A 25,936-nucleotide genomic window follows, 5' to 3' on the forward strand; every position below is an offset into this window, starting at 1 on the left:
TCAGTCCACCTTAATCAGAAGCCGACCGCGGATCTGACCATTGAGCAGCTTTGGCGCCAACGTCTCAATTTCCTTAAGTTCGGCCTCTTGGGTGATCTCGTTTAGAGCCGCGCGGTTGAGCTTCTCTGACAAAAGCGCCCAAGCCCGTTCCCGCATCTCGCGCGGCGCCATGACACTATCGACGCCGGCGAGGGTCACACCCTCGGAGGATGAACGGCATGACTGTAGCCGGCAGGTCATGGCCCTGTGCTAGTCCGCAGGCCGCAACTGTACCACCGTATTTCACCTTGGACAGCACGTTCGCCAGCGTTTGGCTGCCGACAGAATCCACCGCCGCTGCATAGGTTTCGCGGTCCAGGGGCCGGCGGCCCTTTTCCGACAGCGTGGCGCGGTCGACGATCTCGCTGGCTCCGAGCGCCTTGAGATAAGCTGCTTCCTCTGGACGCCCGGTCGAAGCCGCGACGCTGTAGCCCAGTGCCGAAAGCAGCGAAATTGCGAATGAGCCAACGCCGCCCGATGCGCCGGTGACTAGCACCGGGCCATCTTCCGGTTTGATGCCCTGCTCCTGAAGCCGCAGAACGCAGAGCGCTGCAGTATAGCCCGCGGTGCCCACCGCCATGCACTCGGCGCTGCTTAACCCGTCAGGCCGGTGCAAGAGCCAGTCGCCTTTGAGTTGCGCCATCGGGGCATAGCCGCCCCAATGCACCTCACCCGCGCCCCATCCATTGAGGACGACTTCGTCGCCGGGCCTGAAACGTGGGTCGGTTGAGGCTGTGACCTCGCCGGCGAGGTCGATGCCGGGCACCATGGGAAACCGGCGTACCACGGGGCTCGTGCCGGTGATAGCCAGCGCGTCCTTGTAGTTCATTGTGGTGTGGAGCACACGGACGGTGACCTCACCTTCCATCAGATCATCAGTCGAAACGGTCTTCCAGCCGCGCGACTGTTCATTTGTGTTCTCGTTGCGTTCGATGACATAGGCTTGAAATTCTGCGCTCATGCTATCTTTTCCTTTATCGGTTGATCTGTTTCGGGTGCGGCGCGCAGGCGGGCGAGCCGTTGCATTGCCTTCACGCCGAGAAGCGGTCCTGCGCCGAAGAGGGCCAGCGTCAGCGGCCAGCCAAGACCGGCTGCCAGGAATGGCGCGGCCTGTACCGTGATCGCGGTGAGTGCGAAGCCAAACGCAGTCTGCAAGGTCAACAGGCTGCCGGCGTGCTCGGCGGGGGCGTGATCGGCGACCAGTGCAGAGAATTGCGCGCTGTCGGGGATCACGCAGATGCCCCAGGCCAGCGCCAGCGTGATGACCAGCACGGGCGGTCCGCCAAAGCTCGCTGCCGTTGCCAGCGCGAGCGCGCCGCTCAGCCCCATTGCGCATCCGGCCACTTGCGCCTTTCCGATGCGGTCGGCCAAGGCCCCTGCCGGCAGGCAGGCCAGCCCGCCAAGACCGATGGCGGCGAAGCTTGTCCAGCGGGCGGCAGTGGCTGGGTCAGCAAGCCCCGCGAGTGTGAAGGAGGCGGTCAGCGCGACGCCGATCCAGGCCCAGAAGGCGTAGAGCTCCCACATGTGGCACAGGTAGCCGGCATAGGCCAGGCGCACCGGGCGCAACCTCCAGGCGAGCCGCAGGGCGTCCCGGTCGAAGCGGGCAGCGCCGGCGTGATGCGGTCCGGCGCGGGTGAGCAGGATCAGCCCGGCGGCGGCGGCGGCTAGAAGGCTTGCCAAGAATACAGTACTGCGCCAGTCCGGCCCGCCGATCAGCGACAGCCCGTGCGGTGCGGCGGAGCCCAGTGTAAGTGCCCCCACAAGCAGCCCGACCACTAGTCCGCGGCGCCGCAGGGTCCAGCCGACGGCGATCTTCATGCCCACCGGATAGACCCCGGCGAGGCATAAGCCGGTCACGCCGCGCAGCAGGATCTGAAGGTCTCCGCCGGGCGGCGTGACGACAAGCGCGGCATTGGACAGGGCCGCGATCGCTGCGGCGGAGGCAAAGACCCGGCGCGGGTCGTAGCGGTCAGAGGTGCCATTCACCGCTAGAACCAGCGCCCCGAGAACGAAACCCACTTGGACCGCACTTGACAAAAGCCCTGCGCGCCATGGCCCGATCCCGGCTTCGCGGGTCAGCTCGGGCAGGATCGCCGACGAAACGAACCACAGCGACATGCCGCCGATCTGGGCCAGCACCAGCAGCGTGAGGTTGCGGCGAATGCCGGGGGCAGGGGATGTCTGCACGGTCATGTGGCAGCGGCGGCGGAGATGCTGCGGCGCAGGGCGGTTCTGTCGGCCTTGCCGGTGGCGCCCAGCGGCAGGGCAGCGGCGAAATGCACCGCATCGGGAAGCTTGAAGCGGTCGATGCGGTCGCGCGCCCAGGCGAGAAGTGCCTCGGCACCCAGCATTGCGCCGTCGCGCGGTACGACAAGCAGATGAATCGCTTCCCCGAAGCGAGGGTCGGGTACGCCAGTGGCCAGCGTGGCGCGCACCGCGGGGTGCTTGGCAAATACGGCCTCTACTTCCAGAGGCGAGACCTTGTTGCCGCCGCGGTTGATCAGCTCTTTGAGTCTTCCGCGCAGAAAAACCTCGCCATCCGGAGCAATCAGGCCGAGGTCGCCGGTGCGGATCCAGCCGTCCTGCAGCGTGTCGCGGGTGAGGTCAGGCCGATCGAGATAGCCTAGCATGGAATAGGGGCTGCGAATGAGCAGTTCCGAGGTCTGCGGATCGGTCGCGACGCCGACCCCGGCGGCGGGGCGTCCGAGGCTATTGCCGGTATTGGTGGTGGACTGGCTTCGATCACTGGCCCGGTCACGCCGGAACAGATCGCAGGTGCCGGTTTCGGTCAGCCCGTAAATGCCATGGATGGTGGCCGCTGGCCAGCGGCTGAACACTGCAGCGCGCAGATCAGCGCTGACCGCTTCTCCGCCGGTCAGAAAGTTCAGAGGGCGGACGCATGGGGTGCCCTTGCCCAGCATGCGCAGCATTGTCGGCACCGCGGCGAAATGGGTGAGCGGGCGGCCGGACAGAAGGCGCTCGGCCCAGTCGGGCGAAAATCGCGCGGTCATGTGCACCCGCCCGCCCAACATCAGCGGCAGGAAAGTGGCCCATTGGCCGAAACTGAACTGCAATTGCAGGGGCACGGCGGTCTCGGGGCCGCCTTCCATACCGATTTCCGCACGAATGGCGGCGAGTTTTGCGGATATACGCGAGCGGGACAGGACGACGCCCTTGGGGGTGCCCGTGGAGCCGGAGGTGAAGGTGATCATCGCCGCGCCGTCCAAAATGTCTCTGGACGTCGGCGGCGCGGAGGCGCGTCGCGTCACTTCGGGCACCGCGCGCCGAGTGGCTTCGGTGGGAACGAAAGCGAGCCTCGCGCCGGTGGCGGTTTCAAGTTGCGCGCGCGTGGCGGGGTGGGTCTTGCAGTGCAGCGGCACGGCGGTGCCGCCGGCTCCGATCACCGCCAGGATCGCGGCAACGTCCTCGGCCCGTCCGCCGACCGGAACCAGAACGGGCTCCTGCGGGATGAGCCCGGCGGAGAGCAGCGCCTGCGTCCCCTCCTGCGCCATCTGCTGCAGACCGTCGAGCCCCAACCAGCCGATGTCATCCGAAACACCGCCGCCTTCAGGCGCTCGCATAATGGCGTCGTGGAAATCCTCGAACGGCTCGGTCATGGCGCGAACCTCCGGTCCCGCCAGTCCAGAGCCACGCGCAGTCCGCCCGACCGCAGGACATCGAGAAAGGCGGCCTTGTCGCGGCTGCCTTCGCCCTCAAGCTCAAGGTCGATTTCGAGCGCCCGCTCAAGCCCGCGGCCCATGCCGGCGCTTTCCATCGTCTCGTTGATCTGCTGTTTGGTGCGCCGGATCACCATCGGGTCGACCACGGCGATCGCCCGCGCCATTTCGAGCGCGGTGGGCAAGAGGTCGTGATCCGCGACGACACGGTTGATCATGCCCATCTCTCGCGCGGCCTTGGCCGGGATGCGGTCCTGCCCGAGAAACGCAATTTCCTTGGCCTTCTTCGGCCCGGCCAACCAGGGCAGGAGCATCACTACGATGCCCGCACCGAATTTCACTTCAGGTTCGCCGAAGGTCGCGGATTGCCCCGCAAGGGTGATGTCGCAGGCCATAGCAAGCTCGCAGCCTCCGGCCAGCGCCGGGCCGTTGACCGCGGCGATCGTGGGCTTGGAGAGCCCATGAAACCGCATCACCGTGTCGAAATCGCGGCGCAGCACCGGGCGCCATTCGTCTATGCCCCGTGGTGTCGCCGCGGCCTGATCCTGCAGGTCGAACCCGGCGGAAAACGCCTTGCCGGCGCCAGTAACCACGATGACGCGGCAAGCATCATCGGCCTCCATCGCGTCACAGGCGGCGGCCATCTCGGCCAGCATCTTCTGGCTCATCGCGTTGAGCCGGTCCGGCCGGTTCAGCCGGAGGAGCCGCACCGGCCCCTGTTCCTCGATGGTGATGGTGTCGAATTTCATAGTATATTGCCCCCGTGAATGGTCACTGCACGTCTTGATCGCTCATTCGGCCCATTGCGCGGATGCCGCCGACGACAAAAGGAATGAGCACCTCCTGATAGGCATCGTATTCGGCCATCCCGCCATCATCCCCGAGCAGCGAATTGATCCGCGTGTCGTTGGTGGTGGCGCCGTAGAGGCTGGCCAGCAGAAACTGAAAAGCGCGCACGGCGGCCTCTTCGGAAAGACCGGGCAACGCAGTCCGCATGGCCGCGATGAAACGCACCGCGGTCGGGTTGAAGGCTTCGGAGATCACCGCTGAAAGCTGCCCGTTCCAGACGTTGCGACCGATGAAGAGCGCATAGCTGCGCCAGCCGGGATCCTCGCCGCGCAGCCGGGCAAAATAGGGGTCGATGAAGGCCCGCACGACCGGTTCGAGCGCCACCGAATCGGCACCGACGAGCTGTTCGTAGGATTGCAGAAGCTGCATCCGCTCGTCGCTGATCACCCCGGCGCGGCGCAGGACCACGTCCCGGATCAGCTCCTCCTTCTGGCCGAAGTGATAGACGATCTGCCCGACATTGGCATCCGCCTCCAGGGCGATTTCCTTCAAGGTCACGGTCTCTATCCCGTTTTCCGCAAAGAGCCTTTCCGCCGCGTCAAGAAGGCGGCCGCGGGTGGCAACGTTGTAGGAGCTGGATCTTTTCGTACTGCTTGCCACCTCAGAATTCCCCATCTCAGAGCTAAATTCGATATAATGTATCTAATTTGGCCGCAAAAAATATGTTTGACAAGTGGTTTATTTTCAAAAATCATTATGGCATTACGAAATTTGTCGCCGAACGGGAGGTCGGTTGTCGAATTTCAGGTCGGGAGGGAACATGCGAATACTGAATTGGATCGACAGCCTCAATCTGTGGATCGGGAGGCTAGTCAGTTATGCGGTCTGGATCGGCGCGGGTGTCCTCGTTTTCGAGGTGGTCTCGCGCTATCTCTTCAATAGTCCGACAGTCTGGGCGCATGGCTATACGCAACGCATCTTCGCCGTCTATTTCATCCTGATCGGCGCCTATACCTTTTTGCGTGCCGGCCATGTGCGCGTCGACCTGCTGCTGCAAAACCGCAGCCCGCGCGCCCGGGCGCTGCTTGATGCGCTGTGCTACCTGCTCTTGATCGTCTGGTGCTTCGGGCTGGCCTGGGAAGGCTGGAATTTCTTCGACGAAGCGCTGCTCTGGCAGGAAAAGGACGACAGCGCGCTGGCCCATCCGCTCTGGCCGGTCAAGTTCGCCTTGTTCGTCGCTGCGGCGCTTTTCGCGCTGCAGGCCCTTGCCGCCTTCATCCGTGCCGCCCTGGCGGTTTTCACACCGGAGAACGGCACCGGCGCAACCTGCGGGAACAACACCTGCAACGCCCCCAGCGGAGACCCTGTCCATGAGTCCTGAGCTTCTCACAATCGGTATGTTTGGCAGCCTCATCATTGCCATTATCCTCGGCGTTTCGCTGTCCTTCGCGATGGGCGGAATCGCGGTGATCTTTACGCTTCTGATGAGCGGCCCGCAGGGTCTTTATTCGGTGGTTTCCAGCACGTTCGGCAACATGTGGTCGATCCTGCTTTCGGCGATTCCGCTGTTCATCGCCATTGGCATCGCGCTTGGCCGTTCCAAGATCGCAGACGACCTCTATCGTGCCTTCTATCTCTGGTCGGGGCGGCTCAACGGCGGGCTTCTGGTAGGGACGTCGGGTTTTGCCGCGGTCCTGTCGGCGATGACCGGCAATTGTTCCGCCTCGACAATCACCACCGGGCTGGTTGGCATTCCGGCCATGAAGCGGCACGGCTACAATGACAGATTCGTGCTGGGCACCATCGGCGCCTCGGGTACGCTGGGCATCCTTATCCCCCCGTCAATCACCCTGATCATTATCGGCATGATGACCGGGCTTTCAGTGGGAAAGCTGTTCTTTGGCGGGCTTATCGCGGGGCTTTTCATCCTCGCAGCCTTCATCCTCTATATAGGGATACGGGCCTATCTGCGCCCCGATCTTGCACCCGCTGCCGAAGTTGCGGCGCCGTTTCGAGAAAGGCTGGCGGCGTTGAAGTCAGTGATCCTGCCGCTTCTGATCGTGCTTTCGGTGCTGGTATCGATTTTCCTCGGCATTGCGACCCCCACCGAAGCCGCGGCCGTGGGCGTGGCGGCGGTGCTGTTTTCGGTCTGGCTGCGCGGCGAGCTGAGTTTCGAATTCCTCCGGCAGGTGAGCCATGACACAGCCTCTGTCACCGGCATGGTGGTCTGGATCATCTTCGGCGCGGGCGCCTTCGTTTCGATCTATTCCAGCGGCGGCGGGATCAGCTTCATGCTCGACTTGCTGCGCGATACAGGCCTGAGCCCCTGGATGGTCATCATCCTGATGCAGGTCGCGGCGCTGGTACTGGGCATGTTCCTCGACCCGGTGGGCATCATCCTGCTGACGCTGCCGATCTTCTTTCCGATCGTGCAGGAGCTGGGCTTTGATCCGGTCTGGTTCTGCGTGATCTTTCAGCTGAACCTGTGTATCGGCTACATCACGCCGCCCTTCGGCTACAACCTGTTTTACCTCAAGAGCCTGAGCCCGGAGACGCCGATCTCGCACATTTACAGCGCGGTGGTGCCATTTCTCGCGATCATGCTGCTGACCGGCGCCTTTCTGATGGCGGTGCCAGGGATCCTGATCAACCTCACGGCCTACATGAACTGATTTCCGGACGGCGACGGCCGCCCGAGACTTGAGCCGCAGCCGCGGTGCCACGAAATCAACAAGGAGGAGACTACCATGACCACCAATACAATTGGCTGGCGCCAGCTACTGAAGGGCAGCGCCGTTGCAATGGGGGCCACGGCGCTTTCGGCACCGGCGGTCCTGGCCCAGGAACAGATCAAGTGGCGCATCCAAAGCCACTGGACGCCGGGTGTGGAATACTACGACTCCATTTATCTGGAATTCGCCCGCTGGGTGACGGAGGCCACCGATGGCGAGATCCAGATCGAGGCGGTGCAGGCCAATACCGTGGCGCCCACCAACGAGGTTCTCGGCGCCCTGCGCCGCGGGCTGCTCGACGCGGCCTTCATCTTTCCCGGCTACTGGATCGGGCGCATTCCCGCCGCGGGGCACCTTAACGGCAACCTCGCCACATGGGAAAACCATGAGGAGATGCAGTTTTTCTTCTATGACATGGGTGCGCTCGACGTGATCCGCGAGGCTTATGCCAAATACGGCATCTATCAGGCCGGGCCGATCTCCTTTGCCGGGCTGGCGGTCTTTTCCAAGAAGCCGATCGAGACCATGGAAGATTTCCAGGGGTTCAAGATCCGCTCTACCGGGACGCCGGGCCGCGTTTTTGAGAAGATGGGCGCAACACCGGTCTTCATCCCGGGCGGCGAGCTTTATCAGAGCCTCCAGACCGGCGTGGTAGACGGCGCGCATTGGGGCTGTGTCGCGACCGGCTGGGGGATGAACCTTCAGGAGGTGACGAGCCATATTGTGACCCCGGATTTCCTCAGCCACTCGAACGGCGAATTCATCGTTGGCATGGAACAGTGGAACCGGCTGGGCGAGGATCACAAGCGTATTGTCAACAGCGCCGTGCGCGCGATGAGCGCCAATGCGAGCGCCCATTTCCGTCATCTCGACTTTTTGCGGATGAAGGAATTCACCGAAGAGATGGGCAAAGATATCGTAACGGTCTCGCCCAGTGTCATGGCCGAACTAAGGGACAAATCGCTCGAAGTTGTCGATGAATATTCGAAAGGAGACCCGGAGTTCTCAGGGCGCATCGGCGAGAAGCTACATGAGTTCATGCGCCTCACTGGTAAGATTTGAGCCGCATTTGTCTAGCGAGCCGACGGCGCGCATGAGTGGCCACCCGCGCCCATATCCGTTCAAGCGGAAGGACATGCGGGGCTGATCTCACTGCTTTGCGGTCTTTGCAAGGCTAGAAATGTCCCGATCCGACCCTAAGCCGCTGACCGGCAAAATAACGTGCCGGTCAGCGGCTCCCTATCTCATTAAAGTCAAGACCAGTCTAGGCGTTCAGTCCCGGCATCTGGCGGATCAGATTTAAGATGAATCTCTGGCTCTGACGTTCAAATTTTGCAGATGTATTCGTATGGCGTGAGGCCACTGAGGGCCTCGAGCCCGCGGGCAAAACTGTAAGCCGCGGTGAAGTCGCCGAGGTGCGTGCGAAGCTGCTGGTGGTTGGTAACCGCCCGATTTGAACCGCCTGCTCGTGTGTCCTGGAGATTGCTAAGAGACGTCCATAAAGACGTCTTTAATGACGTCTCCTACAGGGAGGGAGGCAGCTGTGCGGGGCGAAATTCTTGGCTTGGAGCGTCGGCGCCGCTGGAGTGACGACGAGAAGTTGGCGATTGTGCTTTCGGTCGGGGTGAACGGCGCGACCGTGTCGCAGGTCGCACATCGCCACGAGATCAGGCGGCAGCAGATCTATGCCTGGCGATACGAGCTGAGGAGGAAGGGGCTTCTGACGCCGGACGACGCGACGCTATTCCTGCCCGTCGATATTACGACGCCGCCGGAAGCGTGCGCCCCTGAAGCGAGCTTGGCGTTGATTGAGGTGGTTCTGCGCAATGGTCGCAGCTTGCGGGTCGATGCCCATGTGGATGCTGCGGTGCTGACCCGTTTGATCCAGGCGGTGGAGGCGGCATGATCGGCCCGGGCACCGGCATTCGCGTTTACCTGGCCTGCGGTCACACTGATATGCGCAAAGGTATCGCGGGGCTTTCAGCGATCGCGCAGGATGTCTTGAGGCAGCGGCCATCGAACGGTGCCGTGTTCGCGTTTCGAGGGCGCCGCGGCGACAGGGTGAAGCTTCTGTATTGGGATGGCCAGGGCTTTTGCCTGTATTACAAAGTCCTGGAGAAGGGTCGTTTCCCATGGCCTGCGGCGCCGGATGGCAGCGTGCGTCTGACCGCCGCTCAATTGGCCATGCTCTGGGAGGGGATCGACTGGCGCAGGCCGGATTGGGGCGCGCCACCAGCCCGGACGGGCTGATTTATCTCTCTGGAATCGTTTGTTTTTATGGCGTCCGATCTGGGAGAATGGTATCCACCATCATGTCCGTAGAAGCCACGCCTCTCCCCAATGATCCCGCCGTTCTGAAGGCGATGATCGCCGCGTTGCAGGCGGAAAACCAGAAGATGTCCGCCAGTTTGCGGGCGCATGATCTGCTGGTTCAGGCGCTGCGCGTCCGGATTGCCAGATTGCAGAAGCAGAAATTCGGCTCCAGTTCGGAAAAGATCGAGCGGGAGATCGAGCAACTGGAACTGGCGCTGGAGGACCTGCAGGTTGCGCTCGCCGAGGCGGATGAACTGCCGCCGGAGGGCGACGATGAGCCGGAGACGGACAACCAGACCCCGGAACCAGCCGAACCGCGGGAGTCGAGGCGCCGCCGTCCGAAGGTGTCGCAGGACACGCCGCGCGAACGCCGCGAGCTTGACCCCGGCGACAGTTGCCCGGATTGCGGGGGCGATCTGCGTGTGGTCGGGGAGGATGTCAGCGAGCTGATCGACATGATTGCAGCCCAGCTGAAGGTCATCGAAATCGCGCGTATCAAGAAATCCTGCCGGCGCTGCGAGCGTATGGTTCAAAGCCCGGCGCCCAGCCGTCCGATCCCACGGAGCATGGCGGGCCCGAACCTTCTGGCTTATGTGCTGACCTCGAAGTTCGACGACCACGTGCCGTTGTATCGTCAGAACGAGATCTTCGCCCGCATGGGGGCAGACATCCCTGACACGACCCTGGCCGGCTGGTGCGGCGGGGCAATGAAGACGCTGGCGCCGCTGATCGAGAAGATCGAGGCCGAGATCATGGCCAGCAATCTTCTGCACGCAGATGACACGCCCATCCGGGTTCTCGATCGCGGCCGCCGCGACAAGGGGCTCGGAAGGGCGTCAAGAAAGGCCGGATCTGGGCCTATGTCCGGGATCAGCGCCCATGGGCGGGCACGGCCCCGCCCGGTGCGGTCTATCACTTTGCCCCGGACTGGAAGGAAGAGCATGTCCTCGCCCATCTTGGCGAGACCAGCGGCATTCTCCAGGCTGATGGCTACAAGGGGTATGCCAAGCTCTATGCCGCGGACCTGGACGGCAAGAGCCAGTTCCGGGAGGCCGCGTGCTGGGCGCATCTTCGCCGCGGCTTTCACGATGTCTGGACCGCGACGAAATCCGCAATCGCGCGCGAGGCGCTCGACCGTATCGGCAAGCTCTACGACATCGAACGGGAAATCAGCGGCAAGCCTGCCGAACTGCGGCTGGCCGTGCGCCAAAAAGGAAAGCAAGCCCAAGGTTGATGCGTTCCGGGACTGGGTCGAAAGGCAGCTCACCCGTATTCCCGGTAAGAGTGATCTGGCCAAGGCGTTCCGCTACGGGCTGAGCCGCTGGGCTTCATTCACGCTGTTTCTGGAGGACGGGCGCGTGGCCATCGACAACAATCCCGCCGAGCGCGCGCTGCGGCCCATTGGCGTTGGCAGGCGGAACTGGCTATTCGCGGGTTCGGATACCGGCGGTGAAACGCTCGCCCGCGCCATGACCGTCATCGAGACGGCAAAGATGAACGGCCTCGATCCGCAGGCCTACCTCGCAGATGTCTTGGACCGTATCCACGATCACATGGTCAACCGGCTGGCCGAATTGCTCCCTTGGAACTGGAAGCCGGCAGATCAGAAACGCAGCGAGGCTGCGTGATGGCAGCGACGACCTACGTCTGCTCCATCGCCCATGTCGCCAGCCTGCTGGGCGAGGATCCTGGACTTCTCGAGGCCATCGTCAGCAACGACGACAACCTCTCCTACGGCAACATCGTCAGCGTCCACATCGGACGGGACGACTACATTACGGCGCTGACCGACGAGGGCATCGACGAATTGCGCGACATGCTGGCATCAGCACGAGTGTCCGTTGAGGCATGGCACAGCTTCCTCGAAGACTTCGTCGCTGAGCCCGACATCATCGCCCGCGTCAACAATCAACCGCTGCGGTAAAAATCGGGCGCTTACGGTGGTTGTCGTAGTGAAAGTGCTTAACGGTGGCCTCCTTGATCGTACGGTTCATGCGCTCAATCTGGCCGTTGGTCCAAGGATGGTTGGGCTTGTCCGGCGTGTTCGATCTCATTGGCCGCGCAGATCATGTCGAAGCGCATCTGCCGGGAATAGGCAGTATTCCGTTTCTTGGCCTAGTCGGCGAACTGGATCCCGATATCAGTCAAGATCGTGTGGATCCGGTAAGGAACCACCTCCAGAAGGTGTTCGAGGGGCACCGTAAAGTTAATGCGGCTGGCCGCGTAAAATGCGACATGGCGGCATGACCGACGCCCGTCTCTATCGCCGCCACCGTTTCCCGCCCGAAGTGATTGCTTACGTTGTCTGGCTGTATTTCCGGTTTCCGCTGAGCCCTCGGATGGTTGAGGATCTTCTTGCCGAGCGCGACATCATCCTATCGCATCAGACAGTGCGGGCCTGGGCCGAAAAGTTCGGAAGGGAATTCGCAAAAACAATCCGCCGCCGGTCGGCTGGCAAGCTCGGCGACAAGTGGCATCTGGACGAAGTTGTCGTCTCGATCGGGGGGACGCAAGCATTGGCTTTGGCGGGCCGTTGATCAGGAAGGGTTCGTGCTGGATGTCCTGGTCCAAGCCCGCCGCGACCGGCGGGCTGCTCTCCGCCTGATGCGCAAGCTGTTGACCCGGCAAGGCCATAGGCCGCGTGTTTTGATCACCGACAAGCTTCGCTCATACCCAGCGGCAAGGCGTGCGATCATGCCGGGGGGTTGAACATCGCTCGCACAAGGGTCTGAACAACCGGGCCGAAAACTCCCACCAGCCTATCCGAAAGCGTAAACGCATTATGAAACGCTTCAAGTCGCCTCGGCAAATGCAGCGCTTCGTCTCCATCCACGATCCGATTGCAAACCTGTTTCACCTGCCCCGCCACGAGATGACATCCGCAGAATTTCGCGAGCTCCGCACCGCCGCCATGGATGTGTGGCGCGATATCGCTAATCTCCGAGCCGCGTGAACATCGCAGCCAGCCCCAGCTTCGGGCAAGGCCGGTTAACTTTACAGTGCCTGACCGCGAGTTGTCCGACCTACCGCCGGGGCTGCGATGGCGCGAATGGATCCGCCGGATCGAGGCGGTCCTCTTTGCCTCTGCCTCCCCTGTGCCGCGCGAAGACCTGGCGCGGGTCGTGGGGCAGGGGGGCCTCGGTCGACCTGCTGGTCGAGGACCTCGCCGCCGATCTGGCGGGGCGGGCGTTCGAGATTGCCCAGGTCGCTGGCGGCTGGATGTTCCGGACGCGAGCCGCATACGTGCCCGTGATCCGCGCGGTGGCGGATGTCAATGATCAATTGCTGGATCTGAGCGAGTTCGACGTCGCGGTGCTGGCCGCCATCGCCTACCATCAGCCGATCACCCGCGAGGGGTGTCAATGGCATCTCAAATTTCCCCAAAACGTGGAGTGCGCCCCTGCGGGTGGACCGCGAGACCATCTGATTTCCCCTAGCCGGGGCCTTCGGATAAGGAGGTTCCATGACCAAAAGAAAACACCGCCGCCATAGCATTCCATTCAAGCGCATGATCGTTGAAGCCTATTTCAACGGCACGGCGCTCAATGCTCTCAGCGTCGAACACGACATCTGCCGGCACCTGATCCGGACCTGGATCGACAAGTACGAGAACGGCGAATACGATACCGAGACCGCTCAGTCAGAGCAGATCCCCGAGTACGAGGCCCGGATCGCAGCGCTTGAGAGGCTGGTTGGCCGCCAGGCGCTCGAGATCGAGTTTTTAAAAACAGCGCGCATGCGCATGGCCTCCAAGAGCAAAGAGAACTCATCCATCGTTACAGGTCCGCCGGGCTCTCCGTCCGACGGGGATGTGAACTGATGGGTCTGCCGCGTTCCACATTCTATGCAAAACCTGTTGCAGCCGGAGAAGATCCTGCCGTTGCCGAAATCCACGATATCGTCACGACGTTCAAAGGTTACGGGTATCGCCGCGTGACGGCCGAGCTTCGCCACCGCGGCATGATTGTAAACTCCAAGAAGGTCCGGCGTATCATGCGGGAGAACGGATTGAATCCAAAGCGGAAACGACGCTATGTGTTTACGACGGACAGCAATCACGACAGCCCGATCTATCCAAACGTCGCGCGCGGCTTCGAGGTCCATGGCCCCGACCAGCTTTGGGTTGGCGACATCACCTATATCGCCTTGGAAACCGGGTTTTGTTATCTCGCTGTCATCCTGGATGTCTGGTCACGCAAGGTCGTGGGCTACGCGCTCGGCAAACGGATCGACACGCGCCTCACGGTGGCGGCCCTGAACTCCGCGATCAAGAGCCGGACCCCCCTGCCGGGCTGTGTGTTCCACTCCGACAGAGGCGTGCAATACGCGGCGAGCTCGCATCGGAAGATCCTGAAAGCTCGCGGGATGTTTGGGTCCATGAGCCGCCGTGGCAATCCATATGATAACCCATACGCCGAGAGCTTCATGAAGACACTCAAGGTCGAGGCCGTTTACGTCACAGAGTATGAAACCTTCGAAGACGTGGCCGCCGATCTGCCACGCTTCATCGAGGCAATGTACAACGAGAGGAGACTGCATTCCGCTCTGGGCTACACCAGCCCCAACCCCTATGAAGAGATACACGCCCCGGATTGGACAAAGTCAGCAGCTTACGCGGTCCACCCGCAGGGGCGCACTCCAACTTTTTGGGGAGATTACGGCTGCCACTAACAAGGGGCTCAAGGACATCTTCGGCAAGGAGATAGGAGATCAGCCGTGACCTGATCGGGCGGCTGTATGCGCGCGACCTGATCGGAACCGGGCCGCGGTCGCCACGCCGCGGTGCGCCCCATACCTTTGTGACTACGGAGCAGTTCCTTGTCGCGTTCGGGTTGGAGAGCCTTCGCGATCTTCCCGATCGGGAGCAGCTGGTGGATGCGGGGGTTGTGGGCGAAGCACCACAAGTCGATTTCGGGTAAAAACTTGCCGATCTTGTTGAACGATAAAACATTGAGACAACTTGATTTTTTCGCCCGTAGCCTCATATCTTGCCGGTCTCCGTTGCCGATGCCTGACGCAAACTCGGTCGTTCTGCTTATCGTTTCATCTGCAGTGCAACGATTCATGAGGGGTCCCAGAAATATTCATGATTTCAAGGTGATAATCGTTTCGTCCTTTTGACGAAGGCGGCTTTGGCGCTCCTAGCGCCTTAATCATTGCAAAATCCGTGAAACGAAAACTTGCGCCGAGGAAAAATGTAGGTGTATCAATATCCTAATCGTTTCACACTTGCGGGATATCGTTTCATGGCCTTGTCGGATCAAGACATTCTCGAATTTGTCGGCGAGAACCCGGGCGCTGGACGCGATGCCATCCGGAAGGGCGTTGCAAGGGATGTGAGCGAAACCACCATATGGCGTCTCTTAAAGCGCATGGTGGAGGAGGGTCGCCTCGAAGTATCCGGCAAGGGCAGGGCGACGGGATACAGGATTGCCGGGGGCGCGGTCGTCCGGGCGCATTTGTCGACGCCATATAACAGGCGAGCTCCGGTATGTTGGACACCTCCGATAACCCGCCCAACTGCCTCTGGTCGCCGGGGATATCGGCCTGATGCGTCCGCTACCGCTGCAGTTTTGGGTTGATGGTTGGGTTTTCGGTCCGCGTTGGCGTCAGGCGGGCGCACCTCGGCTGATAAGCCACCTCAATCGGCCCATGTTGTAGACCATGTTGGCCATCGTGATCGTCGCCTTGGCACGAGCCAGGCCAATGGTCCGGATGGTGAGGCCCATACGATCCTTCTGGTGCCCGAAGACGTGCTCGACCTTCGAGCGGACGACCGACTTGCGGCCGTTCGCCCGGGATGTCGGTTTCGACATGGGGCGGCCCCGGGGCTTCTTGCGGTGGATCTCGCTCACCATGCCGTTGGCTGTGAGCCAGGCTTCGTTTTCGGCGGATCGATAGGCGGTATCCGCCCAGACCTGGCGCCCGGTGTTGCCTGTCTGGATCAGACCTTCGCGCAGACGGGCACCGTCATGCTGGGATGCGTCGGTGATGATCTGTCGGCGGATGATGCCGTTCTGGCGGTCAATGGAAACGTGGCTCTTGTAGCCGAAGGTCGGGATTGCGAGGTCCACGGGCTTGCTACCGTCCGCACGCGCCTTCGCCTTGGAATACTTGACGGTCCAGCGCGCGTTCGTGTCCTTCTGCGCTGCCTTCGCGGGCTTGTCCGGCCAGATCTCCTGTGCCGTTTTGCCCGCCTTAATGGCCGCCTTCTCGCCGTCAGAGTTGCGCTGGCGCGGCGCCGCGATGAGGCTGGCATCAATGATCTGCCCGGCGCGCGGGGATGAACCCCGCCTGGTTGATGGCCCGGTCCAGCTCCTGGAACAGCGCATCAAGTGCGTCGGCCTTGATCAGCGCCTCGCGGAAATCCCATAGCGTGTTTGCATCCGGTACAGTGTCGGCGATGCCCAGCCCACAGAAGCGCATCCAGCTGAGCCGGTCCCGGACCATGCGTTCGGTCGCCTCGAGGCTCAGACCATGCAGGCTCTGCAGCACCAGCATCCTGAACTTGAGCACCACGTCCAGCGAGGGCCGACCGCCCTTCGGACTGCGTGCGCTGCCTGCCGCGCGTTTCAGGATCGGCCGAAAACGCTCGAAATCCACAGTCGCGTTCAGGGTCTCCAGCGGATCGCCCCCCGCCGAGATCTCCGCCAGCCGGTCATCGACACTCCAGAACCCTGCTTGTTTCGCCATGATCCCCTCCACCCGTCACGAGCAGTGAATCACGACAATCGCTCGTCAACCAGAGGTTTCCGGAGGCGTCCTTCTATCGACCGGAGTTTCTCGACGCATACGTACCGGGAAAGACCTGGTATCTGTCTGCACCAGACCGCGAAAGACTGTTGGAGGCTGGCCTGTTGATTTCCGCTTCTCTATTCGGCGGGTTCAAGTCAAGCGTCATCGAAGAAGGTTCCGAGGCGGTAATCTTTGTCTTCCGCGGGGGTCTCGCTTCTCTTCGGGATCGGCACACGGGCCCTCCCATGATGGGATAAGAGGAACAAAGCGGCTCAATCTGAGAAACGTCCTGGCGGCATGGGCGCCGCCGGCACTGCGGAAATCGCGAGCTCACTCCATCCACCGTCCCGCGAAGGACGTCTTGCCGCCTTGGGCGGACCTCAGATGACAGTCGTTATTCGGCCATTCAGGCAGCCGTCTTCAGGCTTTTCCTTTCCCAAGTAATGAGCGACAACCACCCTGTCCGGTGCCGACAACCATGTTGGTCGCTGCCTGGAGCCGAAGGGAGGGCGTAGCCCGACCGTAGGCTGCAGGCAGCGGCTTGGCCCTCTGAGCGTGGGGGATTTGGTGGGGTGCTGGCCGCTGCGGACCGGTAGGGTCGAGATCTCTATTTCCAAAAGGAGATCCCGCCGTGCCGGGCAAACCCGTCACCGACCAGGCTTTCAGCCAGGACCACTTCCTGACCCGGGTGAGCAGAACCTGAGCAGCCTCGTAAAGCAGTGTTCGCATTGCTGTATCGCCGCATTGTGAAATGCGGCCGACGCGCTTGCTTTCACCTGATTGATGGAGCACAGGCGTCAGCCCGAGGGCTGCCCCCACGGCTCGTGAATTCCGGAAGCGGGCCGGGATATCGATTGTGCTGACAAATGCCACGGCGGTGACAGGCCCGACACCCGGGATCGTCATAAGGCGGTTGCAAGTTTCATCCTGGCTTTGTCAGGTTGTTGACGCGCGACCATACCTATGGGTGACTTCCTGTAATCAGGCGGTCAGTTTTGCGGCATAGCCAGCCCAGAGGCCGAGCGCATCGGACCTCGCATGGCGATAGGATCTGGCGGATAGGCGGTGGCGTTTGGGGCGGAACAAGTTGGCGATCTGATCGTGGACGGATAGAAATCGCTGTGCCTGGCGCGGCGATTTGAAACGGCCCATGATCTTCTCGCGCCGCCGCGTGTGCCGATGGGACGCCTCGCTCCTGTTGTTTAACCCTTTGTGCTGACGGTGTTCTACGCCGGGCGCGATCTGTGCCTTGGCGGCGCCGTAGGATCGCAGTTTGTCCGTCACCAGAACACGGGGCTGGCCCCATCGTTTCATGAGTTTGCGTAGGAAACGGTGGGCCGCGGCCTTATTGCGCCGCGATTGGATCAGGATTTCGAGCACATCGCCTTTGGCGTCGACGGCCCGCCAAAGCCAATGGCTCCGGCCCTTGATCCGGATCACGACTTCATCGAGATGCCATTTGTCCGCCGGCGCTGAACGGTCCCGGCGGATCTTTGCGGCAAACTGATGCCCGAACCGGTTCACCCAGTCACGGATCGTCTCGTACGAAACTGCGGCACCGCGTTCCGCCAATAGATCCTCGACGTCGCGCAGGCTCAGAGAAAAACCGATGGTAGACCCAAACGGCGTATCCAATCACACTCCGCGGAAACCGGAAGCCTTTGATCCGGGGCAAATCTTCGATGTCCAGCATGGCAGCGAGAACTACCCAGCTGCTGCGGCGGCAGCAACCTGACAAAGCCGTTCGCGGCGCTGGCAGGATAACTGTGTCCAGCAAAACGCTTGCGTTCAGCCTGCGGATATATTTGCGACACAACCCGGCTGGGAAGCGATGGCGTTTGTAGCTGATAGTCGTCGCCTGCATGCGCGGTCACTACGCCAAGTTTCCAACTCTTCCAAGTGAATCGAGTTAACGTGAAATCTCCTCCACTTCAGACCGGCGGCATTTTTTCGGGGGGGATCGGATCGACATAGGGCATGCTGCCGACCGTTTCAATGAACTCCTGCCGTACCTTCTCCAGCCGTGCCGTGTTTTCAATCAGCTCGGCTGCGGCCAGCGCCATCACCGTTGCCGCATACATCATGCCCTTGTGCCCGATGCTCATGCCGCCCGATGCGACGACCCCCCAGGAATGCGGCGATGCGTTCAGGGGCCAGCAGGTGGTGCGGATCATGCAAAGCGGCGTTCTCCAGCCGACCTCAGCCACGTCGGTGGAGGCATGGTGGATTTTGCCGGTATCGACCTGATCGTATGTCTCCCAAATTAGCGGCGCATAGTTTGACGCAGGGGGCAGGTTCAGGATCCGGCGCTGGAAATCGGCGCCACCGGGCGGATAATCTGAGTTGATCTTGGCGGCGAATTCCATTTCCGCCTCATTGAAATCAATCGTACCAAGCTCCTGCATCTTCTCATATTGCAGATCGGCCAGTGCCTGATTGTTGATGAGGCAGGAAGTGCCGCTTTCCACCTCGGCCTCGAAACGGGTGCCGGTCATCAGCGCGGCACCTTTGGCGATATCGTTCAGCCGAGACACCAAATCCTCGACCTCCGCCGGGTAGAGCGATTTGGCGAGGTAAAGGACGGATGCGGTATCCGGCACGATATTCGGGGACTTGCCGCCATCGGTGATCTGGTAATGCAGGCGCACATAATCCTCGACATGTTCGCGCAGGTAGTTCGTGCCGATATTCATCAACTCCACCGCGTCGAGCGCGGAGCGTCCCAGATGCGGCGCGGTGCCTGCATGGGAAGCCCGCCCCTTAAACCGGTAGTGGATCGACCGCGCGCCCAGGAAGGTGCCCCGCACCGGGTAGTTGGACCAGCCGGGGTGGAAGTTGAACGCCGCGTCCAGATCGTCAAAGGCGCCGTCGCGGGCCATGTAAACCTTACCGAACCCCACCTCTTCCGCAGGGCAGCCGTAATAGCGGAGCGTCCCTGTTTGCCCGGTGGAAATCATCCAAGCCTTCAGCGCCGCAGCAGAGGCAAGCGCGCCCGTGCCGAGTAGGTTGTGGCCACAGCCATGACCGTTTGCGCCGTCCTCCAGCGCCTCCTTCGACTGCTGAATTTTCTGTGACAGTCCCGGCAGTGCGTCATATTCGCCGATAAATCCGATGACCGGACCGGATCCGTTGGACCAGCTGGCCACAAAAGCGGTGGGCAGTCCGCCCGCACCCCAAGTGATGTCGAACCCGTCCGCTTCCAGATCGTCAGCCTGGATCTTTGACGATTTGATCTCCTGAAAGCAAATCTCCGGGGTCGCCCAGATATCGTCAGCTACGCCGATGAACCGACTGCTGTTGTCGATCAGCCACCGGGCGATGTCATGTTGCTCGGTCATGGGGCCTCCCATCTGTTTTGGCCGGTATTCGATGTCTTGCCAGCCTGCCTCCAATGCCAGGCAAGTGCCAGCCCTGCGAGAATCAGAGCAGCAATCTGTATCTCGTGCGTTTTGAATAGGACGGCACCAGCTACCGCAAGACGGAGCCAGATTTCCCAGCGCGCCAGCTTTGCCCGCTCGAACCCTGCCAAGGCGCTGGACACCAGATAGAGCGCCAGTACGAGACGCAGCAGCAACCACACCAACGACAGGGTGTCGATCGTTCCGTCATAGCCGTCGAGATAGACTGAACCTGTCTCCGATCCCGTCCCTGGGGCAAGCTGGGCATAGTCAATCAGTAGAATCTCAGGGTAGAAAGCGAAAACAAAGGGAATGGTGAACACGACAATGCCAGCGCGGACAGCGGCGATGCCGGTGGCCATGGGCTCGGACTTCGAAATGGTTGAAGCCGCATAGGCTGCGATGGCCACTGGCGGGGTAATGGCCGAGGCGACAGCGAAGTAGAACACAAATAGATGCGCCGTGAACACCGAGGTCCCAAGCGCCACCAGCAGCGGACCGACCAGCAAGATAACGTTCACATAGGCGGGCAATGTGGGCATCCCCATACCCAGGAGGATGGTCACGCACATCGCTACCACAAGAACCAACATTAGATATGCCGACCCCCCCATATGGACTTCCAGACCGAACACTTGGAACACATCTGCGGTTTTCAGCCAGTTCAGCACGTCGATTGTCAAAAGCCCTGTGAAGTTGGTGAAGTTGTTGCAGATGTCGATCACCGTGACTGCGATCAGCAACAGATACATGCGTGCGGCCAGAATCCCCGCCTGCGACAGCGCGTCCAGCAATTTGGCCGGGACGGCCCGGACACCGGGGTCAAGGAACAACAAGCCGAACAGCACGACAACCGCCCAAAATCCTGTGCTGTCTGGGTCTCCGGCTCCGTTGCGGATCAGTTCGAGAATCCAAGGCATCGGCGCGCCAGAAGCTGCATCATAGCCGATCAAACGAGCCAGAAACCCAGTGGAGACCTCGTCCTTGCCGGTCAGTAGCAGGAACAGGATGATCAGGATCGGCACAAAGATCATCACGAGGTTAAGCAAGTCCTGCCGGTTGATTTTCTGATCCTCGGTGAGCTCTCCAATGGCCTCAATCCCGGATTTGCGGGCCTGGAACATCACGGTCAGAAACATGGACAGGAAATAGGCAACAGCGGGTAGGAATGCTGCCACGATCACTTCGGAATAGGGAACGCCTGACAGCGAGGCCAGAACAAAGGCCGCGACCCCCATGACCGGTGGCATGATCTGGCCGCCGGTTGACGCTGCGGCTTCGACCCCGCCAGCAAACCGGCCAGAGTAACCTGCCTTCTGCATCATCGGAATGGTCAGGGTGCCTGTACCCAGCACATTGACCACTGGTCCGCCCGAAATTGTCCCGAATGCCGCCGATCCGACGATGGCCGCATGGGCACTGCCGCCGCGCAGTCGGTATGTCGCGGCCACCGCCATCCGGATCAATGACTGCCCGCCCGCCGATGCACCGAACAGAGCACCCAGGACGATGTAGGGGAAGACTGTGTTGACAATAATGTTCAGGAACTGGCCCAGAACACCGTTCGATTCAAGTATGATCGCATTGCGCGCCGCCGCGATCGCAGTGGAATAGCTGCGTTCTTCCTCAATGGCTGATCCGATGGCGGTGGTCAGGTATGGATTGTCCGAAAGGCCGAAATACCAGATCAGCGAGGTGATCACCGTATAAGCAAGGGCCAGCAGCGCCACGACCACGATGGGGAAACCCCACATCTTGATGATGAACAGGAAAAAAACCGCGGTGCAAACTAGGAAAAACGGTAGAATCCAGTTGCCCAGTGTGGTCACGCATTCCGGCATGTCTGCGACGGGGTCGGTGCCGAACAACTCCCGGTACTCCTCGGCGCGCGCCAGGTTTTCCGCCATCAACCGCGCCCGTTCACCGTTCAACTGGTCGATCAGGCAGATATCGGGATGCTCGATCCAATATACGAGACAGAGCGCCACGGTGGTGACAAACATCAGCGTATCAAGGAAGACCCCCAAATAGAATTTCGGACGCGACTCAAGGCGCCAGGAGCTCGAAAAAGAGCTAACGGTCAGCGCAATAATCATCATCAGGAAAAAGACCATCGGAAAGAACACCGACGGATCGAATTTGCTGATTTGCTGAATGTCGGCGAAGCCCGGAATGGACCGGACAAGGTCAAGCAGGCCGGGAATATTCGGCAAGTTGTTGACCATCACCAACAGAACCAGAACCAGGCCGAGCCAAACCGTAATCCGTCTCTCGTTAAACTGCCCGCCTTCATCAAGAACCGTCATGGCACGCCTTTCTGCATCAGGGTAGAGCCTTTGCCAAGGTCTCCACAATGGACTGTCTTAAACAGCGACGGTGCCGCCGGTACTAAACAAAGAGGGTGCATACTGGGACGCACACCGCCTTTTTTTTGTAGCTCAGTTGTTCATAACCGGCCGATCACGGCTTGGCGCAATCCGGCACGTCGAAACCGGCTTCTTCCCAGGCCATGAGCGCACCGGGGTGCAGTTTGATTCCGGCATTGCAAATGCCCATGGTTTCGTTGTCGATTTTGCCATAGCGGTTGCCCGGCGCCCACGGCGTTTTGGCCAGCAGTTCGGAATTGGTTTCGATAAAGGCCGCCGTTAGCGCCTTTGCCAGATCGTTGGGCATGTCCTTGTGGACGGTGTCGCCACCGGTTGCCGCAACAGCCCGGAACATATTGTCTTCCGAGATGACACTCACATCATCGCCATAACCCATCTCCGAGATCGCCATGATCATCGGAGATTGACCGGGGCCCTTTGCCCATTTTTGGAACGCTTCACTTTCGAACGTGGCCACGGGCACCGAGACGATGTTCATGCGGCCTGCAGAAGAATAAAGCGGCATGAATTCGGCCGGGAAGGTCGCGTTGCGAACGGCCGCATCGACACTGCCATCCATGAACAGCGAATCCGCCTGCCCCCAAGCAACCTGCTTGCCATTATAGTTTTCGCCATCCTTCAACCCGGTCGTCAACTGGATCATGGTGCGCGCCATAGTCAACGCGCCACCACGGGGCGGGCCGTTGAACACGTTGCGACCTTCCAGCTTGTCCCAGCTGTCGATCCCGGTGCTTTCGTAAGCAAATAGCTGGAACGAGCTGAAGTGGTATGGGTAGAGCAGTCGCAGGTTGGCGGCCAGTGCAGCGCCCTTTTCCTTGCCCAGCTTGCCGTAAGGCCCAAGGCCCCGCGACAAGAGCGCATAGAGAACCAGCGGCGTGCTCACGATGTCGGTCTGGCCCTCGGCGACCTGCTGAATCGATTTGGTCAACGTCTTACCGGTCTGAACCTGGATAGTGGCAATGCCGCGTTCAGCTGCGACCTCGGCCATATGGCTTGCCACCAGACCGCCAGCGCCCGTCGGAGTCGAGGTTTCCAGGGACAGCGTGATAGATTGTGCGCCAACCTGCGCCGGGACAAGCCCTGCCGCCAACACGCAGGCCATCAGAGTGGCTTTGAACTTTGATTGCATTGGCTTTCTCCCTTTGGATTTGTTGTATCGCAGATTCTGCCGGTTAAGGTTTCACACATGGATCGTCAGCAGATCCTTTGCGATCTGCACCGGCCCGCCATAGGCCTCGCGAATGTTTTCCACGACCTTGTCTAGCTGGTCCGGCCCCATGACCTCTACCGGCATATGTTTGGATGCCAGATTTCGCACTATCGGATTGGTGCTGTCCCAATGGCCGATATGCGTTGGGACCAAGAATTTGACCCCGGCATCCCGGGCGATCCGGCCCAATTCGCGTGGGCTGGTATGGGAAAAGGTGCCGATGCCGTTCTTGGAACGGAATTCGATGGCGGCTTCGTGGAACGTCGCCTCGTGGATCAACACATCGGCATCTTTGGCAAAATCCACCATTTCCGGTAACGCGGTCGTGTCGCTGCTGAACACCAAGGTCTTGCCTTCGCTTTCCAGCTTCAACCCATAGCATTCGCAAGTCTCGGGCGGAATGTGGTCTACCGGCATCGCGGTGACCTTCAGCCGGTCGTCCACAAAGATCACGCCGGGTTTGATCGTGTGGACATCCGGGCGCAGCACTTCCAGATTGCCCTGTCGCTGCGGGTATTTCGCCCGCGCTTTGATATCGGTGTCAAATGCGCCATCTTCGAACAGGTGTGCAACCGACTCCGACGTCCCCGGGGGGCCGTAGATCGGGATCGCTCCTTGACGATCAGCCATCCAGGACCCGATCACAAAAACCGGTAGGTCCGCCGTATGGTCGAAATGCAGATGGGTCAGAAAGATGGCCTCGACGGACAGCGGGTGGATGGCGCTCTCGATCATCTTCCGGGTCGCACCCGTCCCCATGTCCAGCAGGTAGGTCTTTTCCCGGATCTGAACGGCAATCGACGTATGCCCCCGATCCGGATCAAGTAGCGCTGCGCCGCTGCCAAGTATCGTAATTTTCAAAGCTCACCCCTAAATGTGCATATACACATTGTTTACTCATTAAATTTACGCTACACTTGTTGGAGATTCTATGCAACCCCGGGGGCGGCGTGACGACTTGGAAGCAATATCTGGAGGATCCAGAACAGTTCGAAGGCGCATTCCGCCTGTTCGATTTTCCAATGCACTACTTTGCAGCCATCCAGAAACGTAATCAGGTCAATCTCGGGCGCAAACTAGAAATGATCGGGCTGACACCGCTGGACTGGCGCATCCTCGCCGCACTGCGGGAAAACGGCTCCATGGCAATCAATGATCTTGCAGAAATAACCGTGTTCGACCGCTTCAAGGTCAGCCGGGGGGCCAATGATCTGATCAAACAGGGGCTTGTAGTGCCAGATCCAAGCGCCCGCGATGGCCGTAAACGGCGCTTGATCCTGTCCGAGAGCGGGCAGAAGAAATATAAAGAGGCATTTACCCTTGTCGCTCAAGTCTATCTGGCGAATTTCGAGGGGCTTTCAGACGATGAGTTTGAACAATTGATGCGACTTGTCAGGCGGATCAGAGACAATGTCTTCACGTTGAGAAATACTAGGATCACGCAAATCCGCCGGTCGGATGACCCACTCCCAGCAGAGTTGCCATTTCCAGTGTGGTCCCCGTGCACACCAGCCCCGTTCAATCCGGTCATGTCCGCGCACGTTCTCTAATCGCCTTGGTCAAGTGCTGATCTCCATTCGCGTCATCCTGCGTGCCGGGCTCTGAGGTTCTCTCCACGGTCGCCGCGTGGGGCCGCATGTTTGCGTTCAGGGTCGGGTGGTCGAAGTGGTGTGCGCGGTCGTTGCCGCATTGTACGGAGCGATCTCACCCTCGCCGCGCGTCCCGGCTGGTCGCATTCGGTCGCGCTGAGTAACAGCGTCAGGTTTTTTCTGTCAGGCCATCGGCACCTCTGCGCATTCCGACGTATTCGGCCACTGAATCCGATTTTATCCGGCCACCTGTACCGAAGTATTCGGCCACCTTTGACGCGTTGCCGTGAGGCATAGGTTTCGGGGTATCAGGTCTGAGGTGTTACGTCATCCTTTTCGGCGATGGTTTTGCGCATGGACTGCCCCTCAAGTTGGAGGCGGTAGGCATTGTGGACGATGCGGTCGAGGATGGCGTCGGCGAAGGTGGGTTCTCCGATAAGGTCGTGCCAGGCGGAGACGGGCAGCTGGCTGGTGACCATGGTGGAGCCGCGCTCGTATCGCTCTTCGATGATCTCCATCAGATCGCGGCGCTGCGGTGCGGTCAGCCGGTCCGGCCCCCAGTCATCGAGGATCAGCAACTGGGTTTTCGTGAGACTGCGGAACAGACGGGGGAAGCGGCCATCGCCATGGGCCATTTCGAGCTCCTCGAAGAGGCGCGGCATGCGCTTGTAGAGCACAGTGGTGCCATCGCGGCAGGCGGCCTGCGCCAGAGCGCAGCCCAGCCAAGTCTTGCCGACCCCGCACGGGCCGGTGATGATCAGGCTGCGCTTGTCGGCGATCCACTTGCCCGTGAGCAGGCTCTGGAACAGCGCTTTGTCGAGGCCGCGGCGGGCGCGGTAATCGACATCTTCCGGGCAGGCGCCCACATGGCGCAACCTGGCCGCGCGCATGCGCGCGTCAAAGCGCTTGGTCTCCCGGCTGGCAGCTTCGCGGTCGGCAAGCAGGCCCAGCCATTCGGCGTGGGTCAGACCGGCGGCGCCGTCCTGCGCCTGCAATTCGGCAAAGGCTTCCGCCATGCCATCAAGGCGCAGGGCTTTCAGGCGGTCGAGGGTTGGATGGGTCAGCAT

Annotated in this window: 18 protein-coding genes and 10 pseudogenes; 13 read left to right on the top strand and 15 right to left on the bottom strand. The window is 60.9% G+C overall.

The annotated features are described in order from the left end of the window. From acuI to OKQ63_RS23175, 5 genes and pseudogenes are all read right to left on the bottom strand, one after another. Positions 1-1,000, bottom strand: a pseudogene (acuI, locus tag OKQ63_RS23155) (acrylyl-CoA reductase (NADPH)). Beyond that, positions 997-2,232 carry an MFS transporter gene (locus OKQ63_RS23160; protein ID WP_264214402.1) on the bottom strand — a complete coding sequence of 412 codons (1,236 nt, stop codon included), beginning with the start codon at positions 2,230-2,232 and terminating at the stop codon, positions 997-999. Before OKQ63_RS23160 ends, acuI begins: the two are co-directional and overlap by 4 nt. Then, positions 2,229-3,656: a class I adenylate-forming enzyme family protein gene (locus OKQ63_RS23165; RefSeq protein WP_264214403.1), complete on the bottom strand. Its 1,428-nt coding sequence runs from the start codon at positions 3,654-3,656 to the stop codon at positions 2,229-2,231. Before OKQ63_RS23165 ends, OKQ63_RS23160 begins: the two co-directional genes overlap by 4 nt. Then, complete coding sequence (locus OKQ63_RS23170; protein WP_264214404.1) at positions 3,653-4,465, bottom strand: enoyl-CoA hydratase/isomerase family protein; 813 nt, start codon at positions 4,463-4,465, stop codon at positions 3,653-3,655. The genes OKQ63_RS23165 and OKQ63_RS23170 overlap by 4 nt, the downstream gene beginning before the upstream one ends. Before the next feature lie 22 nt (positions 4,466-4,487). Next, positions 4,488-5,180 (bottom strand): TetR/AcrR family transcriptional regulator, encoded by a 693-nt coding sequence (locus OKQ63_RS23175; RefSeq protein ID WP_264214405.1) that lies wholly within the window; start codon positions 5,178-5,180, stop codon positions 4,488-4,490. 145 nt (positions 5,181-5,325) lie between these two features. Here OKQ63_RS23175 and OKQ63_RS23180 point away from each other — a divergent pair, with 145 nt between their 5' ends. The 3 genes from OKQ63_RS23180 to dctP all read left to right on the top strand — a co-directional run bounded on the left by OKQ63_RS23180 (position 5,326) and on the right by dctP (position 8,299). Then, positions 5,326-5,886 (top strand): TRAP transporter small permease subunit, encoded by a 561-nt coding sequence (locus OKQ63_RS23180; protein ID WP_264214406.1) that lies wholly within the window; start codon positions 5,326-5,328, stop codon positions 5,884-5,886. Further along, positions 5,876-7,177: a TRAP transporter large permease gene (locus OKQ63_RS23185; RefSeq protein WP_264214407.1), complete on the top strand. Its 1,302-nt coding sequence runs from the start codon at positions 5,876-5,878 to the stop codon at positions 7,175-7,177. The genes OKQ63_RS23180 and OKQ63_RS23185 overlap by 11 nt, the downstream gene beginning before the upstream one ends. A 75-nt stretch (positions 7,178-7,252) precedes the next feature. Beyond that, entirely contained in the window at positions 7,253-8,299 is a 1,047-nt protein-coding gene (gene dctP, locus OKQ63_RS23190) for a TRAP transporter substrate-binding protein DctP (RefSeq protein WP_264214408.1), read from the top strand. Positions 8,300-8,501: 202 nt separating this feature from the next. Here the strand turns inward: dctP and OKQ63_RS26275 are convergent. Beyond that, positions 8,502-8,676 (bottom strand): annotated as a pseudogene (locus OKQ63_RS26275) (IS481 family transposase); the annotation flags it as partial. 104 nt (positions 8,677-8,780) lie between these two features. On the opposite strand from OKQ63_RS26275, the gene tnpA reads away from it, so the two are divergent. The 4 genes and pseudogenes from tnpA to OKQ63_RS23215 all read left to right on the top strand — a co-directional run bounded on the left by tnpA (position 8,781) and on the right by OKQ63_RS23215 (position 11,474). Next, complete coding sequence (gene tnpA, locus OKQ63_RS23200; protein ID WP_264214409.1) at positions 8,781-9,143, top strand: IS66-like element accessory protein TnpA; 363 nt, start codon at positions 8,781-8,783, stop codon at positions 9,141-9,143. Continuing rightward, entirely contained in the window at positions 9,140-9,487 is a 348-nt protein-coding gene (gene tnpB, locus OKQ63_RS23205; protein ID WP_264214410.1) for an IS66 family insertion sequence element accessory protein TnpB, read from the top strand. The genes tnpA and tnpB overlap by 4 nt, the downstream gene beginning before the upstream one ends. A gap of 62 nt (positions 9,488-9,549) precedes the next feature. Next, positions 9,550-11,178: pseudogene (tnpC, locus tag OKQ63_RS23210) on the top strand (IS66 family transposase). Then, positions 11,178-11,474, top strand: coding sequence for a hypothetical protein (locus OKQ63_RS23215; RefSeq protein WP_264210717.1), 297 nt, complete (start codon positions 11,178-11,180; stop codon positions 11,472-11,474). The pseudogene tnpC and the gene OKQ63_RS23215 overlap by 1 nt, the downstream one beginning before the upstream one ends. A gap of 16 nt (positions 11,475-11,490) precedes the next feature. On the opposite strand, the pseudogene OKQ63_RS23220 reads toward OKQ63_RS23215, so the two are convergent. Then, positions 11,491-11,608 (bottom strand): annotated as a pseudogene (locus tag OKQ63_RS23220) (integrase core domain-containing protein); the annotation flags it as partial. A gap of 185 nt (positions 11,609-11,793) precedes the next feature. On the opposite strand from OKQ63_RS23220, the pseudogene OKQ63_RS23225 reads away from it, so the two are divergent. The 5 genes and pseudogenes from OKQ63_RS23225 to OKQ63_RS23245 form a co-directional block, all read left to right on the top strand. Next, positions 11,794-12,503 (top strand): annotated as a pseudogene (locus OKQ63_RS23225) (IS6 family transposase). Between the two features lie 46 nt (positions 12,504-12,549). Next, positions 12,550-12,907, top strand: a pseudogene (gene scpB / locus OKQ63_RS23230) (SMC-Scp complex subunit ScpB); the annotation flags it as partial. A gap of 106 nt (positions 12,908-13,013) precedes the next feature. Next, positions 13,014-13,370 (top strand): transposase, encoded by a 357-nt coding sequence (locus OKQ63_RS23235; protein ID WP_264214411.1) that lies wholly within the window; start codon positions 13,014-13,016, stop codon positions 13,368-13,370. Then, complete coding sequence (locus OKQ63_RS23240; RefSeq protein WP_264214423.1) at positions 13,319-14,221, top strand: IS3 family transposase; 903 nt, start codon at positions 13,319-13,321, stop codon at positions 14,219-14,221. Before OKQ63_RS23235 ends, OKQ63_RS23240 begins: the two co-directional genes overlap by 52 nt. Continuing rightward, positions 14,217-14,469: pseudogene (locus OKQ63_RS23245) on the top strand (SMC-Scp complex subunit ScpB); the annotation flags it as partial. The gene OKQ63_RS23240 and the pseudogene OKQ63_RS23245, both read left to right, overlap by 5 nt. Before the next feature lie 690 nt (positions 14,470-15,159). On the opposite strand, the pseudogene OKQ63_RS23250 reads toward OKQ63_RS23245, so the two are convergent. The 7 genes and pseudogenes from OKQ63_RS23250 to OKQ63_RS23280 all read right to left on the bottom strand — a co-directional run bounded on the left by OKQ63_RS23250 (position 15,160) and on the right by OKQ63_RS23280 (position 24,141). Beyond that, a pseudogene (locus OKQ63_RS23250) lies at positions 15,160-16,243 on the bottom strand (IS5 family transposase). A gap of 690 nt (positions 16,244-16,933) precedes the next feature. Continuing rightward, positions 16,934-17,212: pseudogene (locus OKQ63_RS23255) on the bottom strand (transposase); the annotation flags it as partial. Positions 17,213-17,266: 54 nt separating this feature from the next. Continuing rightward, positions 17,267-17,978: pseudogene (locus OKQ63_RS23260) on the bottom strand (IS6 family transposase). A gap of 238 nt (positions 17,979-18,216) precedes the next feature. Beyond that, a complete protein-coding gene (locus tag OKQ63_RS23265; RefSeq protein ID WP_264214412.1) occupies positions 18,217-19,623 on the bottom strand; it encodes an amidohydrolase in 1,407 nt (468 codons plus the stop codon). Further along, positions 19,620-21,989, bottom strand: coding sequence for a TRAP transporter permease (locus tag OKQ63_RS23270; RefSeq protein WP_264214413.1), 2,370 nt, complete (start codon positions 21,987-21,989; stop codon positions 19,620-19,622). The genes OKQ63_RS23265 and OKQ63_RS23270 overlap by 4 nt, the downstream gene beginning before the upstream one ends. Before the next feature lie 154 nt (positions 21,990-22,143). Then, a complete protein-coding gene (locus OKQ63_RS23275) occupies positions 22,144-23,199 on the bottom strand; it encodes a TAXI family TRAP transporter solute-binding subunit (protein ID WP_264214274.1) in 1,056 nt (351 codons plus the stop codon). A gap of 51 nt (positions 23,200-23,250) precedes the next feature. Next, entirely contained in the window at positions 23,251-24,141 is an 891-nt protein-coding gene (locus OKQ63_RS23280) for an MBL fold metallo-hydrolase (protein WP_264214275.1), read from the bottom strand. Between the two features lie 89 nt (positions 24,142-24,230). On the opposite strand from OKQ63_RS23280, the gene OKQ63_RS23285 reads away from it, so the two are divergent. Beyond that, complete coding sequence (locus tag OKQ63_RS23285; protein WP_264214276.1) at positions 24,231-24,830, top strand: MarR family winged helix-turn-helix transcriptional regulator; 600 nt, start codon at positions 24,231-24,233, stop codon at positions 24,828-24,830. A gap of 347 nt (positions 24,831-25,177) precedes the next feature. Here OKQ63_RS23285 and istB read toward each other — a convergent pair whose 3' ends face one another. Further along, positions 25,178-25,936 carry an IS21-like element helper ATPase IstB gene (gene istB, locus OKQ63_RS23290; RefSeq protein WP_264214277.1) on the bottom strand — a complete coding sequence of 253 codons (759 nt, stop codon included), beginning with the start codon at positions 25,934-25,936 and terminating at the stop codon, positions 25,178-25,180.

Origin of the sequence: Leisingera thetidis (genome assembly GCF_025857195.1) — a bacterium.
GTDB lineage: Bacteria > Pseudomonadota > Alphaproteobacteria > Rhodobacterales > Rhodobacteraceae > Leisingera > Leisingera thetidis.